The sequence below is a fragment of the Sporanaerobacter sp. PP17-6a genome, assembly GCF_900095615.1.
Taxonomy (GTDB): Bacteria; Bacillota; Clostridia; order Tissierellales; family Acidilutibacteraceae; genus Acidilutibacter; species Acidilutibacter cellobiosedens.
In genome coordinates, this window is record NZ_FMIF01000045.1 from 12,189 (window position 1) to 27,488 (window position 15,300).

Here is a 15,300-nt window from a genome sequence, read left to right on the forward strand (position 1 = left end):
ATATTTATCATATAATGATTTTGTTAACTATTTAAGTTAAAGAATAAAACAGAGGTGAATGTTTATGGTAAAAGCTATAGTTGGAGCAAATTGGGGTGATGAGGGGAAAGGTAAAATTACCGACATGTTTGCAAAGGAATCCGATATAGTTATCAGATTTCAAGGTGGAAGTAATGCAGGTCATACCATAGTAAATGAACATGGCAAATTTGCTCTCCATCAGTTACCCTCAGGAGTATTTTTCGATCATGTTACCAATATAATCGGCAATGGAGTTGCTCTTAATATACCGAACTTAATGAAGGAAATTAAGCAGATTGAAGAAAAGGGAGTTAAAAAACCTAAAATACTTGTTTCAGATCGTACCCAGATATTGATGTCCTACCATATTTTATTTGATAAATATGAGGAAGAAAGGCTTTCAAAAAAACAATTTGGTTCTACTAAATCGGGAATTGCACCATTTTATTCTGATAAATATTATAAAAGGGGTCTTCAAATAAACGATTTGTTCTATGAAGATTCGTTGAGAGAAAAAGTTGAGGAAATTTGCACCATAAAAAATGTAACATTAAAGTACTTATATAATAAGCCTGAGTTAGATCCTGATGAGTTAATGAAGGAATTAATGGAATATAAAAGGGAAATAGAACCTTATGTTGCCAATACTTTTGAATTCATTCACAAGGCTTTAGATGAAGATAAAAAGATACTTTTAGAGGGACAATTGGGGGCATTGAAAGACCCTGATTTTGGAATATATCCCTATGTAACTTCTTCTTCCACTTTAGCAGGGTTTGGCACAGTAGGAGCAGGAATTCCTCCTTATAAAATAACAGATGTAATATCTGTTGTTAAAGCTTATTCAAGCGCGGTAGGAGCAGGTCCCTTTGTAACCGAGATATTCGGAGAAGAAGGGGACGAACTGAGAAGAAGAGGAGGAGACGGAGGAGAATACGGGGCAACTACAGGAAGGCCCAGAAGGGTAGGCTGGCTTGATATGGTTGCCACAAGATACGGCTGTAAAGCACAAGGGGCTACGGAAATTGCATTTACGGTATTGGATGTATTAGGGTATTTGGACACTATTCCTGTTTGTGTGGCCTACGAAATAGACGGGAAAGAAACAAAGGAGTTTCCCACTAATGCCCAACTTGAAAAGGCCAAACCGGTATTTAAATATTTCCCCGGATGGAAATCAGATATCAGGGGAATTAAGGAATATAAGGATTTACCTCAAAACGCTAAGAATTATATAAAATTTGTAGAAGAATATATAAATGTCCCCATTAAATTAATATCAAACGGTCCGAGAAGAGACGATATAATCCGTCTGTAATGAAATAAAGTTTTTTAATGAAAGCTGTCTGAAAAATTCAGGCAGCTTTCAATGTTTAGAGAGCAGCCCTTTTTTATTTGAAAAAACTGCTGTGAATATTGGTATAGACCATTCTGTTATTTATTCTTTCGCTTTTCATCAGATCTATATGATTTAAAGTAAATTTTATTGGAGGAAAGTTCAAAGCTTTTTTTAGGTCATTAAAGTCTTCTTTGAATACTACTCTTCTTCCCAAGGTCAAATGAGGAGAATACCTCCGCTTTTCCATCTCGAAACCCTTATCCGAAAGATTTTTTGAAAGATTTTTGTGAATTAAATTTAAATTTTCGTTGTCATTAATTCCTAACCAAAGTATCAATCCGTCATTTCTTTTAAAGTTTCCGATATCTTCGATAATTATGGGGAAAGAAGAAATATTTTTAACAGAATCATCCATAGAGATTTTTATTGTTTCTATTTTTGAATTTTCAACTTCTCCTAAGAATATCACGGTTAAGTGAATGTTATCTTTGAGTGAAAAACTTCCTCTTTCTGAAAACTGTTTCAATTTATCGGAAATATGAAAAAGCTCATCTTTTATTTCTTCACTGAAATTAACGGCTATGAATAATCTCATAATATCCTCCTTCCGATTTAATATATAATATTTTATATCATTAAACAAATTTAATCAAAATAAATAATATTGTATTAAATTAAAAAGGGTGTATAATATAATTAGTCGGCTGATAATTAACCGGCTAATTATTTTTTAGCGCTTTAATTCAAAACTTTTGGGGATTGGAGGTGTAATTTTTGGATGAGGATAAATTGGAACTTATTAGTCTGAAGAGAAAGATTAAATGTCTTCACAGGGCTAATATGCAGGTAGTTTTAAAAAGATACGGATTATACGAAGGTCAACCTCTTACTCTTATTCATCTAAAAAAGAAAGGGGAATGTACCCAAAGAGATCTGGCGGAATTTTTGAATGTCAGCAATGCTACCATTGCGGTTTCATTGAAACGGTTGGAAAAATCGGGACTGATAAAAAAAACTCCCGACAAAAAGGATCTAAGATACAATAATATAAGTTTGACAGAAAAAGGCAGAGAAATGGTCGATAAATGTGAAGACGCTTTTAAGAATGTGGATATCCACATGTTCGATGGGTTTAGTGATGAAGAAATAAAAAATCTAAAAATGTATTATGCAAGAATTATAGACAATCTGGAGAAATTTAAATTTTCTAATAAAGGAGGTAATGCCGATGATTAAAAAGCTTTTCTCATTTTTTGACGGATATAAAAAATATGCGGCTTTAGCAATATCATTTATGATCATTGATGTAATGGGAGAAATTATTCAACCTATGCTTATGTCCGATATAGTTGATATAGGAATAAAAAATAGGGATTTAAATTATATATTCAAAATAGGAGGCCTAATGCTTATAATGGCATTGATTGCCATTATAGGAGGTATTATAAATGTATATTTTGGATCAAAAGCAGGGGTAGGTTTTGCAACTAATATTAGAAAAGGCGTTTTTCATAAAATCCAAGAGTTTTCGTTTTCAAATATTGATAAGTTTAAAAGTGCATCTTTGGTTACAAGACTTACGAACGATGTAACTTTAATTCAACAGGTGACGATAATGGGGCTGAGGATTCTTGTAAAAGCACCGCTTATGCTTATATTCGGAGCAATTATGGCTTTTAAAATAAATTCGGAATTGGCTTTGGTAGTAGCTGTTGCAATACCGATTTTGGGAACGTGTGTATTTGTAATACTTAAAAAATCCTTTCCTTTTTTCGTAAATATGCAGAAAAGATTGGATAGGGTAAATGGAAATATTCAGGAGAATTTAACAAATATAAGAGTTGTAAAATCCTTTGTCAGAGAAGATTTTGAGAGAAACAAATTTGAAGAATCCAGCGATGCGCTTATGAATAATGCTATGAGAGCTCTTCATATTGTCATCTGGGATAGACCTCTGATGATTGTCGTTATGAGGTCTTCTATTATGGCACTTCTTTGGTTCGGAGGAAATAAAATATTGCAGGGTTCCCTTCAAGTAGGAGAACTTATGTCATTTATAAGTTACATCACTCAGATTTTATTCTCCCTTCTTCTTCTCGGCATGGTTATAACCCAGGCTTCAAGAGCAAGTGCCTCAGCAAACCGTATAATTGAGGTATTGGATACGGAGATTGATATTAAAGACAAAGAAAAGGCGGAAGAAAGAGAAGTCAAGGAAGGAACCATCGAATTTAAAAACGTATTTTTTAAATATAAAGATGAAAATGCCGATTACGCTTTAAAGGATATCTCTTTTAAAGTTGAAAAAGGAGAGATAATAGGGATAGTCGGTTCAACCGGTTCCGGAAAAACTTCTTTAGTTCAGCTTATTCCAAGGCTTTATGATGCCACGAAAGGGAGTGTGCTTGTTGACGGAGTAGATGTAAGGGATTACAGATTAAACGACTTAAGAAAATCCATCGGGTTTGTTCTTCAAAAAAATGTATTGTTTTCAGGTACTATAAAAGATAATTTGAAGTGGGGAAATACTCGGGCTAAAACTGAGGAGATAGTTAGAGCTGCTAAAAGCGCTCAGGCCCATGATTTTATAATGGGATTTTCTAAGGGGTATGAAACCGAATTGGGACAAGAAGGAGTTAATATATCCGGAGGTCAGAAGCAAAGGCTGAGTATAGCCAGAGCAATGCTTAAAAATCTTAAGATATTGATATTAGATGATTCTACTAGTGCCGTCGACGTTAAAACCGAGGCTAAAATAAAAATGGCCTTTCGTAGGGAGCTTAAAGGAATAACTACATTTATAATTGCTCAGAGAATAAGCTCAATCCAGGATGCAGACAGAATTATTGTATTAGACGAAGGCAGAATAGCGGCTGTAGGTACCCATGAAGAACTTTTACAAAATAATAAAGAATATCAGGAAATATATTATTCTCAAAACGGAAATGAGGTGAGTGCATAATGGAAAGAAGAAAGCCCAAAAATACAAGCAGTACTTCCAAAAAATTATGGAGATATTTAAAAAAATCTAAAATTTCGTTATTCTTTGCCATATTTTTTGTTTTTATAAATTGTGTTTCTAACATCGGAGGTTCATATCTATTAAGACCTATAATAAATAATTATATTATTCCCGGGGATATTCAAGGTATGCTCAGGGGAATGACAGCCCTTCTTTTTATATATATTGCCGAAGTGTCATCCCAATATATTCAATCAAGGTTAATGGTGGATGTGGCTCAAAGGACTGTAAATACACTTAGAAAAGATCTTTTTTCCAAGATGCAGGATCTTCCCTTAAGATTTTTTGATACTAAAAATCACGGAGAAATCATGAGCAGATTTACAAATGATATGGATAATATAAGTGAGTCTTTAAATTTTAGTTTGACCCAAATTTTTTCGAGCATAATAATTGTAGTAGGAATAATTACTATAATGCTCATAATAAATCCCCTTATGACTTTGATAACCGTTGTTATAATTCCTTTGATGACAGTACTGGCAAGATATATTCTTCATAACAGCAGGAAATATTTTTCGGCTCAACAGGCCGTTATGGGAGAAATAAACGGATATGCTGAGGAAATAATTACGGGACAAAAAGTAGTGAAAGTTTTTTCTTTTGAACGAAATGTAGAAGAGGAATTTGAAAGATTGAATACAAAGCTTCAGGAAAAGGCAACTAAGGCCCAGTTTTATTCAGCCCTCATGATTCCCATAATGGTAAATATCAACACTATTAATTATGCTTTGACTGCTTGCATAGGCGGAATATTGGCTATCAGGGGAAGTCTTGATATCGGGGGGCTTATGGTATTTTTGCAGTATTCACGAATGCTGGGAAGGCCAATTAACGAAATGACCAATCAAATTAACGCTATTCAATCAGCTCTTGCAGGTGCTGAACGTATATTTGAGATTATGGAAACCAAGCCTGAAAAAGAAGACGAATCAGACTCAATGGAGCTTAAAAATATAAAGGGAGATGTGAGATTTAATAACGTAACCTTTGGATATAACCCCGATAAAATAGTACTTAAAAATATTTCTATTTATGCAAAGCCTGGGCAGAAAATTGCGTTGGTAGGTTCTACGGGAGCAGGGAAGACTACAATTACAAACCTTTTAACAAGGTTTTATGATATAGATGAAGGAAGTATAACCATAGACGGAATCGATATCAGAAAAATAAAGAAAGAGAACCTAAGGAAATCCCTTGCCATGGTTTTACAAGATACTCATTTGTTTACGGGAACGATTATAGACAACATAAGATACGGAAAACTGGAAGCTACTGACGAAGAAGTAATAAAAGCGGCTAAGTTAGCCGGAGCAGACTCTTTTATCAGAAGACTTTCCAATGGATATAATACTGTAATAGATGGAGACGGAAACAATTTAAGTCAAGGACAAAGACAATTGTTGAATATTGCCAGGGCAGCCGTAGCGGACCCGCCCATACTGATTTTAGACGAGGCCACCAGTTCCATAGATACCAGAACAGAAAAATATATTGAGGAAGGAATGGATAGGTTAATGGAAGGGAGGACAAATTTCATCATTGCCCATAGATTATCGACGGTAAGAAATGCTGATGCTATAATGGTTATTGAAAATGGAGAAATTATTGAAAGAGGAAACCATGAAGAACTGTTGAAACAAAGAGGAAGATACTACGATTTGTGCACGGGAGCTTTTGAGTTAGAATAGAATTTATTTTATATGATTTATAATAAAGAATATGAAATCTGGGTATAAGATGATATAATATAGAGGAAGTTTTATGGTAAAAATTAAGGAGAGTTATAGATGCTTATAGAAAAATTATATGAAAATAACGAACTTAAACCTTATGAACTTAAAGAATTGATTGAAGAAAACAGTGCGGAACCAAGCCCGAAGTTATTGAATGCTGCTTTATCGGTAAGAAAGAAATACTATGGAAATGGTATATATTTCAGAGGGCTGATTGAGTTCAGCAATTATTGTAAAAATGATTGCTACTATTGCGGAATAAGAAGGGGTAATGTTCATGCTCACAGATACAGGCTTACAAAAGAGGAAATTTTAAAATGCTGCCGAAATGGCTATAGATTGGGATTTAGAACATTTGTACTTCAAAGCGGAGAGGATATGTATTATACGGATGAGATAATGACGGATATAATAAGTTCAATCAGGAGAGAATTTCCCGACTGTGCCATTACCCTTTCTGTGGGGGAGAAATCCTATGAAACATATGAAAGATATTTTCAGGCAGGTGCTGACAGATACCTCCTAAGACATGAAACGGCAAATGAAGAACATTACAGAAAACTCCATCCTAAGGAATTGAGTCTCAAAAACAGAAAACAATGCTTATATAACTTAAAAGAGATAGGTTTTCAGATAGGAGCCGGATTTATGGTAGGCTCTCCTTATCAGACCACGGATAATTTGGTGGAGGATCTGTTATTTCTAAAAGAACTCAATCCTCATATGGTAGGAATAGGCCCTTTTGTTCCGAGTAAGGATACAATATTTGCTCATGAAAAAAAGGGAACTTTGAATATGACCGTCGCTTTAATAGCTATAATAAGGCTTCTTCTTCCGAAAGCCCTCATACCTTCAACAACAGCCTTGGGAACAATTCATCCTTTGGGAAGGGAAAAAGGGTTTAAGGCAGGAGCAAATGTTGTAATGCCTAATCTTTCTCCGGTAGGAGTGAGAAGGGATTATTCCCTATATGATAATAAAATATGTACAGGAGAAGAAGCAGCAGAATGCAGATATTGTTTGGACAACAGGATAAAGGTTGCGGGATTTGTCCCGGATTTTTCGAGAGGAGATTATTATGGTATGAAAAGTGTTCATGCCTTATAATATGAACCATATAGAAAAATTTTTATAAATAAGTTGAAATATGGAGTATTTTATGTTAAGATAAATTTACAATTATATATTTAGTGTATATTTAAGTCCTTTAAATGATCCTGGGAGGTTGTAAGGCGAAAGCGAATGTCTTGATTTATAGGGATCAAGATATTTTTTTATCTTAATAGAAGAAAGGTGGAATTCGGGTGAATTTAAAGGCAATAATAATGGATGATGTTAAAATGAGGAAATCCATAGTCAGGATTTCTCATGAGATAATAGAAAGAAATAATGATTTGAGCAATATAATGCTTGTGGGAATAAAAAGAAGAGGCATACCTATAGCTGAAAGAATTTCTGAAAATATAAAAAAATTTGAAGAAATAGATGTTCCTGTATACAAGTTGGATATATCCTTATATAGAGATGATTTATCGGAATTAGCCGATTTTCCCATAGTTAAGGATAGTAAAATAGAGGCAAGTGTTGAGAAGAAAAATGTAATATTGGTAGACGATGTGATTTATACCGGAAGGACTGTAAGGGCAGCTATAGAAGCCATATTTGATAACGGAAGACCAGACAGAATTCAATTGGCCGTTTTGATAGACAGAGGGCATAGGGAAATTCCTGTGAGGCCGGACTATGTAGGAAAAAATATACCTACTTCTCAAAATGAAATTGTTTCCGTAGAAGTCAATGAAATAGACGGAGTTGATTCAGCTAAAATCCTTGTACATCCTTTATATAAATAATACAAAGGTTAATTGCGAACTTCTTATATTATTTAAAAGTTTGTACAAGGTTTTTTTCATAAATTCGGGTAAATTCCTTAAATGGGTTTAAAAAAGTTGAAATGGTTGGAAAGACTGGGTTTGAGATATTTTTTCGGATTAACATTTATTAGAAGGACATAATCATTGTTAAAAAGATGACGAAATCTGAAATAATTATTGGTATAAATTTAACATATCGATGTAGATAGTCGAATTTTGACTTAAATAGAGGTTTAAGCATATTTCTTAAATAGAAATATGCTTATTTTTTTGTTAAAATATAAATGCAATTAACCTTTGAATATTAATATATAAAGGAGGAATAGTTTTGGATAAGGAAACAGATTATTTACAAGAGAAAGAGAAAATGTTTACCCCAATCTTGGCAGTCGAAGAAGCGTCAAGATGTCTTTTATGTTATGATGCTCCTTGTACAAATGCTTGCCCAGCTGGGACAGACCCCGCAAAGTTCATCCGTTCTTTGCGTTTCAGAAACTTTAAGGGGGCAGCATCAACTATCAGAGAAAATAATGTTCTCGGAGGAATATGCGCCAGAGTATGTCCTACAGATAAATATTGTGAAGGTGCCTGTAGCAGATGCGGTATAGATAAACCTATACAGATTGGAAAACTTCAGCGCTATTTGACAGATTATGAACAAATGACAGGGATTAAATCCCTGGAGGCTGTAAAGGCCACAAAGGATAAAGTAGCAATCATAGGTTCAGGCCCCAGCGGACTTTCCGCGGCAGCTAAATTAGCTTTGACAGGATATAAGGTAACTGTATTTGAAGCAAGAGAACAACTCGGAGGTTGGCTGACATACGGAATTCCGGAGAACAGACTGCCTCAGCAAATTGTAGAAAATGAAATACAATATGTTAAGGATTTGGGAGTTGAATTTAAAACTAATTGTAAAGTAGGAAAGGATATTAAAATAGAGGACCTTAAAAAAGACGGGTTTAGAGCATTTCTGTTAGCGACAGGAATGCAAAAAGGTAAAGGTGTTAATATAAAAGGAAACGATTTGAAAGGTGTTATAAACGGAGTGGATTTTTTGGCCAAAGCCAAAACATCCAGAGGAAATATTGAAGTAGGAAAGAAAGTTGTAGTTATAGGCGGAGGAGACGTTGCCATGGATTGTGCTTCTACGGCTAAACTTTTAGGGGCAGAAGATGTAAAAGTAGTTTACAGAAGAAATATGGAAAAGATGCCTGCCGACAGAAAAGAATTAGCATATATTCAAGAACTTAACATACCTGTTTTTACCGGATTTAAACCTGCAGAAATAGTCGGTGAAAATGGAAGGGTTTCTAAATTTAAAGCAGTAGGTATGTTTGATAATTCAGAACTTAATCTTGATGCCGATATGGTCATATTCGCAGTAGGACAAGAGCCGGAAAAGAATATAGTGTCTGCTGATGTTAATGAAAAGGGAATATTTAAAACATCTAAATATATGACCAATGTAGACGGAATATTTGCCTCGGGAGATATTGCCGAAGGAGATAAAACAGTGGTATATGCGGTAAAAGAAGGCAAAGAGGCAGCAGATTCAATAATTAAATACTTAACAAGCAAGAAAGAAGGTGTAAGATAATGAAAAAGAAAGATCTTTCTATAGAATTTTGCGGAGTAAAATGTGAAAATCCATTTTTCTTATCATCATCACCAGTGGGCAATTGTTATGAAATGTGTGCTAAGGCTTTAGATACCGGCTGGGGCGGTGTTGTATTCAAAACTGTAGGATTCTTTATAGCAAATGAAGTTTCACCCCGTTTTGATAACTTAAGAAAAGAAAGTACACCCTTTATAGGGTTTAAAAATATGGAACAAATAGCAGAGCATCCTTTGGAAGAAAACCTTGAAGCTATAAGAAGAATAAAAAAGGATTATCCCAATAAAGTATTGATAGCTTCCATAATGGGACAAAATGAAGAAGAATGGGAGAAACTTGCAAAACTTGTTACTGAGGCGGGAGCGGATATAATTGAATGTAATTTTTCATGCCCTCAGATGACGAGCCATGCAATGGGTTCAGATGTAGGCCAGAATCCGGAACTGGTAAAGAAATATTGCCAGGCCGTAAGACGGGGAACCTCTCTTCCGTTTCTTGCTAAAATGACTCCGAATATAGGCAATATGTCATTACCTGCAATAGCTTCAATTGAAGGAGGAGCAACAGGAATATCGGCAATCAATACGGTTAAGAGTATAACAGGAATAGATCTCAATAAATTTATAGGGCTTCCCATAGTTAACGGAAAATCTTCAGTATCGGGATATTCAGGGAAAGCGGTTAAACCTATAGCTTTAAGATTTATACAGGAGTTAGCTACAAATGAAAAACTTAAAAATATTCCCATAAGCGGAATAGGGGGCATAGAAACTTGGGAAGATGCTGCCGAATTTATACTTTTGGGTTCGACGAATCTACAAGTAACCACAGCTATAATGCAGTATGGTTATAGAATAGTAGAGGATTTAATCGAAGGATTATCCTATTACATGGAAGAAAAAGGATTTAAAAAATTGGACGATATGGTTGGTTTGGCAAATAAGAACATAATTCCGGCAGAAGATTTGGACAGAAGCTATATAGTATATCCCAAATTTGACGAAGAAAAATGTGTAGGCTGCGGAAGATGTTATATATCATGCTATGATGGAGGACATCAGGCTATTAATTGGGATGACGAAAACAGGAAACCTGTTCTGGATAAGGAAAAATGTGTAGGATGTCATTTATGTGCTAATGTATGCCCTGTTCAATGCATTTCAAAGGGTGATATAGAATTCAAAAAGGGCTGCAAAGAAGAAGCAGTCGCCCTTTAGTGAAGGGATAATATATGAGTCAAATAATATGCAGTGCCATAAGTGTAGGCATATTATCCGGAATCTGGGGTTTTATAAGTTCTCCCCTTGGGTTGTTATGCTGGGTCGGATTTGTAGGCTGCACAAGTTATTATGCTTCGGGAGGGAAAAAGGAAGGATTGAAAAAGTCCATTATCTGTAATATGACAGGAGTTCTGTGGGCTATGATGATTATCATAACGAGTGAGCACTTCGGTTCTTCAGTAGCAGGAGCCGTGATGACGGGAATATTTTCCTTTGTAATGTGCGCTCAATCTAAATTTAAACTCTTATCATTTATACCCGGAACATTTTGCGGAAGTTTTTCGACTTTTGGAGCAGGAGGAGACTGGAAACTGGTAATCGTATCACTTCTTTGCGGAGCTGCTTTAGGATATTTTTCCGATATGGGAGGAATATGGCTTCATAGGATATACCAACCAAGTAGTCAAAAATCATAGTATTATTAAAAGAGATGCTTTCTCCGATTTTAATTTTTATCGGAAGAAAGCATCTCTTTATAACCTATAGGAAGATTAACATTTCATTAATATAAATTCTCCATAAAATAGGTTTCAAAAGGGACATCCTTAATTTGTTAATACTTTAATAAAAGCCTTTTTTATAATATTAAAAGGAATATGGTATAATAGTAATATTATTATCATGTTTTAGCGGTGGTGAATCATATGTGTATGTACAAAGATTTATTTGATGATGAAAGACAGACGGAAATGAGAAGATATTTTTTAAATTTGGCAAACACTGTCGGCATAATAAAAAGTTATAAGAAAAAGGAAGTCATTAATTATGAAGGCGATGATTTTGTGGGGATCGTGGTAAAGGGAGTTATTTCCCAGAGCATTATAAGCTCGAAAGGAAATATCCATCCTTTATATTTGCTCAGAGAAGGAGAAATATTCGGAGAGACTTTTTATTTCTGCGGAGGAGAAAATAATATTTCAACAATTGCCAGAGAAGATTCGGAGGTTTCCTTTTTGTTAAAAGATAAGCTTAATATGGAACTTATAAATAACCCGGAAGGTTACAGATATTTTATCCATAGTATAACCAGAAAATTCAGGATAATTTTGTTTCAGCTTACAAATAAGGTTTTCAATGATTCCATGGGCAAGGTTGCCGATACGTTGTTGAGGCTTTCTTCATGTACGGGTGAAGGCCCGTCGGGCAGAAACGTTATAAATATGGTATTTACCCATCAGGAGTTGACCAATATTATAGGATGTTCAAGAATAACCGTAACAAATTGTTTGAATAGACTTTTGAGCGAAAAAATAATAAGCTATGAAGATAAAAAAATAGTAATTAATGATCCGGAAGCTTTAAAAAAATATATAGATCTGATTTTAGATTAAATAAGATGCTTTAGAAATTCTAAAGCATCTTATTTTTTTGAAATTTTAAATATCTTTCCCAATTTTCGGAAGATATATATTCTGCATTTTCACTTTTTAGTACATCTCTATTTACTAATTTATAAAAAGATAATCTTTCCTTATTATTGTTATCCAGATAATAAACATCTACCGGTTTCCTTTCGTAGATAATTTTGTCTCTGTCAAAAAAATATTTTTCAAAATTATCAATGGTTTTAAGCAAGGTATATTCGGCATCGTCATTAAAAGCAATTACCTGTCCGTATACTTTATCTTTTCCGTCAATTATAGCCGGACAGTTGTGGATTTTTAAATGATACAATTTTCCGTATATATATGCTACAGTGATAGAAGTTACCTTACTTTTCAAATATTTGTTATAATTCCTGAAATTTTTTATAAGGGTTCCATAAATAAATATCTTTATTTCATACATTTATTTTTCCGTAACTATAACTTCCACTGCAGTTTCTATTGCTGTTACCATTGTATCTATATCCATTCCCGGCATATTTGGCTTATCGATAACCTGTTGAAATAAATAGGGGATATGGATAAATCCGGCTTTGATATTTAGATTGTTTTTATAAATATAGTTTAATATACCATACATGAGATGATTACATACGTAGGTTCCGGCAGAATCAGAGACGGCCGCGGGAATCTTCTTGTTTTTTATCGCTTTTACTATATTTTTTATGGGGATAGAAGCAAAATATGCATTTTGCCCGGTTTCATCTATTTTTTCATCAATAGGTTGTTGATTTAAATTATCCGGGATTCTGGCATCATTAATATTTATTGCCACTCTTTCAATGCTAATTCCGGTTCTTCCCCCTGCCTGACCGATATTTAGCACAAAATCAGGGTTGATTTCTTTTATTTTATCAGTGGTACGCTTGATGGATTCGTTAAATGCAGTAGGTACTTGAAATTTTATAACATCTGCACCACATATATTATCTTTTACTTTTTTTACAACCTCGTAGGCGGGATTAATGTCTTCTCCTCCAAAAGGATCAAAACCCGTAATTAAAATTTTCATTCTATGACCTCCTTGATGTTATAAATATATAAATTAAGCAAAAGCCCAAAAAATATGAATTAATAACATTGTTAAAGCTACCGGCAGCTGATATTTTATTACACCGTATTTTTTATCTTTAATCTCAAGAATAGCAGTAGGCACGATATAAAAATATTACGTATCAGCATTACTAAACATTTAGTAATGCATTTGAAATTTCCTCGAATCTTTCATCGGTTATACCAAGTTTTTTCTTAAACCTTTCATCTTCCATTCTTGCAACAATTATCTTGTCGGGAGATATTTCCTTAATAATATTTTTTATCTTCTGAATTGATTCTTCGTTATCGTTATAGCCCTTAATGATAGTAATTTCAAATAGAAATTTTCCTTTATATTGTTTACTAAAGGAGGCCATATTCGAAATATATTCTGCCAGCGTATACCCTTCAATCGGTCTTTGAACTTTTTGAAAATCTTTTTCTGTTATTGTTTTTATCTCTCCAACAACCTCATCACATTTATTAGCAATTTTCATATATTCATCTCTACCTAATAGATATCCATTAGAAAGCAGTCTCACAGGTAAACCTTTGGCTTTGATAAAGTCAATAATATCACCAATTTTATCATTTACTAAGGCTTCTCCTTTTGAGTTAATAAAAATTAATTCTGCTTTTGTATTTTCTATCATGTTTTCTAACTCAATCAATGAACTGTCTATTTTATCAAATGACTTTTGGGTATCTATCTTATTTTTCGATCTTCCAATAGGGCAAAATATGCAGTCAAAGTTACAATACTTTTCTGGAAGCATGTTAACTTCCAGCACTCTTCTTCCGTCTTCAATATAAACATCTTTATAACTGAAACCACTCATCATCTTATCCTCCTCAAATTAATTTATTGATATTTCTTTATTGTTAATATCAAGAATTGTAATCTTACATGTTCCACCTAAATTATCTTGTACTATTTTTGCTAAATCCTTTAGAGCATTCTCAAATTCTTCTAACCTTTTTTCATCAATTAATTCAATGCACAAAAAAACATTCTTTGTATTTTCGGTGAGCATTGTTCTTACTGATTCCCGCCAATTCCAACATCTGCAAATTGCTCCTTCGTTATCTTTATATACTATTTCACCTTCATAGGGTGGTGCATTTTCATCCGTTCCTAATGTAACAAAATTTTCATTTCCAACTGCCTTGGTCAATCTTATATCTCCGACGAATTTATCGATATCCTCACCACCGCAGGGCAGTCCGTATTTTAAGGAAATAGAATTGTAAATATCAACCAAAGGATTAATAGTTCCTAAATGGTTTCCATTATGCACTCGCTTTAGTAATGCCTCAATAGACGATCTTGCACCTTTCTTTGTTTTAAATTTTTGGAACGCCTCTCTCCATACTTTTATAACTTCGTTACTACTGAATTCTACATTCTTCAAATATTTTAAGGACTCCTTTTCTGAATTACAAATCATATCCTTATATTTGTCTTTATCTTTTATAGAATTATCTATGCCGTGGCAAATAACAACACCAATTCTTGCATTGGGGAATAGGTTCCAAAAGTCATCTTCAATAATAAATTTTTTCATTAAAATGTACCTCCTCAAAAATAAATACTAAAAAAAGCCTTAGAAATATTATGAAATATCTCCCAGGCTTTTATCCTTCCGTGTACACAGTCAACTGTGTGCCTTTCTCTCGGACCTGCCAGTTATAAACTGCGGAACCCTAGAAAGCTTAAATATATAACCAAATTATAATTTACAAGTTTAAAATATAAATTAATTTTAGCATAATACTAAGATTAAGTCAATTTTTTGTTAAAATATATTTCTCTTAGTCATCCGCCTAATTTCCTCGCCGTTAATTGTTTTCCAAACTGTTATACACCGTAACCGCATCTATAATATTATACTGTTCCGTTTTATGATTTCCTTCGGCTCCTGCCGTAACCAAAATATATTCTTTCCCATCTGATTCGGCAAGACTTGCGAGACATAAACCAGCTTCATCC

The 15,300-nt window shown here is 33.9% G+C and carries 16 protein-coding genes and 1 riboswitch; of the genes, 10 read left to right on the plus strand and 6 right to left on the minus strand.

Annotated features, from left to right (window positions below; all coding sequences use genetic code 11):
* Positions 1 to 64 precede the first annotated feature (64 nt).
* The gene (locus PP176A_RS15255; RefSeq protein ID WP_071141339.1) at positions 65 to 1,339 is read left to right on the plus strand and encodes an adenylosuccinate synthase; all 1,275 of its coding nucleotides are present in this window, start codon (positions 65 to 67) and stop codon (positions 1,337 to 1,339) included.
* 73 nt (positions 1,340 to 1,412) lie between these two features.
* On the opposite strand, the gene thpR is transcribed toward PP176A_RS15255, so the two are convergent.
* Positions 1,413 to 1,955, minus strand: coding sequence for an RNA 2',3'-cyclic phosphodiesterase (gene thpR / locus PP176A_RS15260; RefSeq protein ID WP_071141340.1), 543 nt, complete (start codon positions 1,953 to 1,955; stop codon positions 1,413 to 1,415).
* A gap of 179 nt (positions 1,956 to 2,134) precedes the next feature.
* On the opposite strand from thpR, the gene PP176A_RS15265 reads away from it, so the two are divergent.
* The 9 genes from PP176A_RS15265 to PP176A_RS15305 all read left to right on the plus strand — a co-directional run bounded on the left by PP176A_RS15265 (position 2,135) and on the right by PP176A_RS15305 (position 12,221).
* Positions 2,135 to 2,596, plus strand: a complete 462-nt coding sequence (locus PP176A_RS15265; RefSeq protein ID WP_071141341.1) for a MarR family winged helix-turn-helix transcriptional regulator — start codon at positions 2,135 to 2,137, stop codon at positions 2,594 to 2,596.
* Positions 2,589 to 4,322 carry an ABC transporter ATP-binding protein gene (locus PP176A_RS15270; protein ID WP_071141342.1) on the plus strand — a complete coding sequence of 578 codons (1,734 nt, stop codon included), beginning with the start codon at positions 2,589 to 2,591 and terminating at the stop codon, positions 4,320 to 4,322. Before PP176A_RS15265 ends, PP176A_RS15270 begins: the two co-directional genes overlap by 8 nt.
* Positions 4,322 to 6,073: an ABC transporter ATP-binding protein gene (locus tag PP176A_RS15275; RefSeq protein ID WP_071141343.1), complete on the plus strand. Its 1,752-nt coding sequence runs from the start codon at positions 4,322 to 4,324 to the stop codon at positions 6,071 to 6,073. Before PP176A_RS15270 ends, PP176A_RS15275 begins: the two co-directional genes overlap by 1 nt.
* A 99-nt stretch (positions 6,074 to 6,172) precedes the next feature.
* Positions 6,173 to 7,225: a [FeFe] hydrogenase H-cluster radical SAM maturase HydE gene (gene hydE, locus PP176A_RS15280; RefSeq protein WP_071141344.1), complete on the plus strand. Its 1,053-nt coding sequence runs from the start codon at positions 6,173 to 6,175 to the stop codon at positions 7,223 to 7,225.
* A 197-nt stretch (positions 7,226 to 7,422) separates the two neighbouring features.
* The gene (gene pyrR, locus PP176A_RS15285) at positions 7,423 to 7,971 is read left to right on the plus strand and encodes a bifunctional pyr operon transcriptional regulator/uracil phosphoribosyltransferase PyrR (RefSeq protein ID WP_071141345.1); all 549 of its coding nucleotides are present in this window, start codon (positions 7,423 to 7,425) and stop codon (positions 7,969 to 7,971) included.
* A 349-nt stretch (positions 7,972 to 8,320) separates the two neighbouring features.
* Positions 8,321 to 9,592 (plus strand): NAD(P)-dependent oxidoreductase, encoded by a 1,272-nt coding sequence (locus tag PP176A_RS15290; protein WP_071141346.1) that lies wholly within the window; start codon positions 8,321 to 8,323, stop codon positions 9,590 to 9,592.
* Positions 9,592 to 10,827 (plus strand): NAD-dependent dihydropyrimidine dehydrogenase subunit PreA, encoded by a 1,236-nt coding sequence (gene preA / locus PP176A_RS15295; protein ID WP_071141347.1) that lies wholly within the window; start codon positions 9,592 to 9,594, stop codon positions 10,825 to 10,827. Before PP176A_RS15290 ends, preA begins: the two co-directional genes overlap by 1 nt.
* Positions 10,828 to 10,841: 14 nt before the next feature.
* Positions 10,842 to 11,306 carry a DUF1097 domain-containing protein gene (locus PP176A_RS15300; RefSeq protein ID WP_071141348.1) on the plus strand — a complete coding sequence of 155 codons (465 nt, stop codon included), beginning with the start codon at positions 10,842 to 10,844 and terminating at the stop codon, positions 11,304 to 11,306.
* A 228-nt stretch (positions 11,307 to 11,534) separates the two neighbouring features.
* Positions 11,535 to 12,221 (plus strand): Crp/Fnr family transcriptional regulator, encoded by a 687-nt coding sequence (locus tag PP176A_RS15305; protein WP_071141349.1) that lies wholly within the window; start codon positions 11,535 to 11,537, stop codon positions 12,219 to 12,221.
* 19 nt (positions 12,222 to 12,240) lie between these two features.
* Here the strand turns inward: PP176A_RS15305 and PP176A_RS15310 are convergent, their stop codons facing one another.
* The 5 genes from PP176A_RS15310 to PP176A_RS15325 are packed head-to-tail and all read right to left on the minus strand — an operon-like array spanning position 12,241 to position 14,875.
* On the minus strand, positions 12,241 to 12,678 hold the full coding sequence (locus PP176A_RS15310; RefSeq protein ID WP_071141350.1) for a gamma-glutamylcyclotransferase family protein: 438 nt from the start codon (positions 12,676 to 12,678) through the stop codon (positions 12,241 to 12,243).
* Positions 12,679 to 13,287, minus strand: a complete 609-nt coding sequence (gene pcp, locus PP176A_RS15315; protein WP_071141351.1) for a pyroglutamyl-peptidase I — start codon at positions 13,285 to 13,287, stop codon at positions 12,679 to 12,681.
* A 33-nt stretch (positions 13,288 to 13,320) separates the two neighbouring features.
* Positions 13,321 to 13,431: a 5-oxoproline transporter, DUF979 family subunit gene (locus PP176A_RS16105; RefSeq protein WP_234958966.1), complete on the minus strand. Its 111-nt coding sequence runs from the start codon at positions 13,429 to 13,431 to the stop codon at positions 13,321 to 13,323.
* 28 nt (positions 13,432 to 13,459) lie between these two features.
* A complete protein-coding gene (locus tag PP176A_RS15320) occupies positions 13,460 to 14,149 on the minus strand; it encodes a radical SAM protein (RefSeq protein WP_071141352.1) in 690 nt (229 codons plus the stop codon).
* Positions 14,150 to 14,167: 18 nt separating this feature from the next.
* Positions 14,168 to 14,875: a B3/B4 domain-containing protein gene (locus tag PP176A_RS15325; RefSeq protein ID WP_071141353.1), complete on the minus strand. Its 708-nt coding sequence runs from the start codon at positions 14,873 to 14,875 to the stop codon at positions 14,168 to 14,170.
* Positions 14,876 to 14,932: 57 nt separating this feature from the next.
* A riboswitch (guanidine-I (ykkC/yxkD leader) is annotated at positions 14,933 to 15,029 on the minus strand.
* Between the last annotated feature and the right edge of the window lie 271 nt (positions 15,030 to 15,300).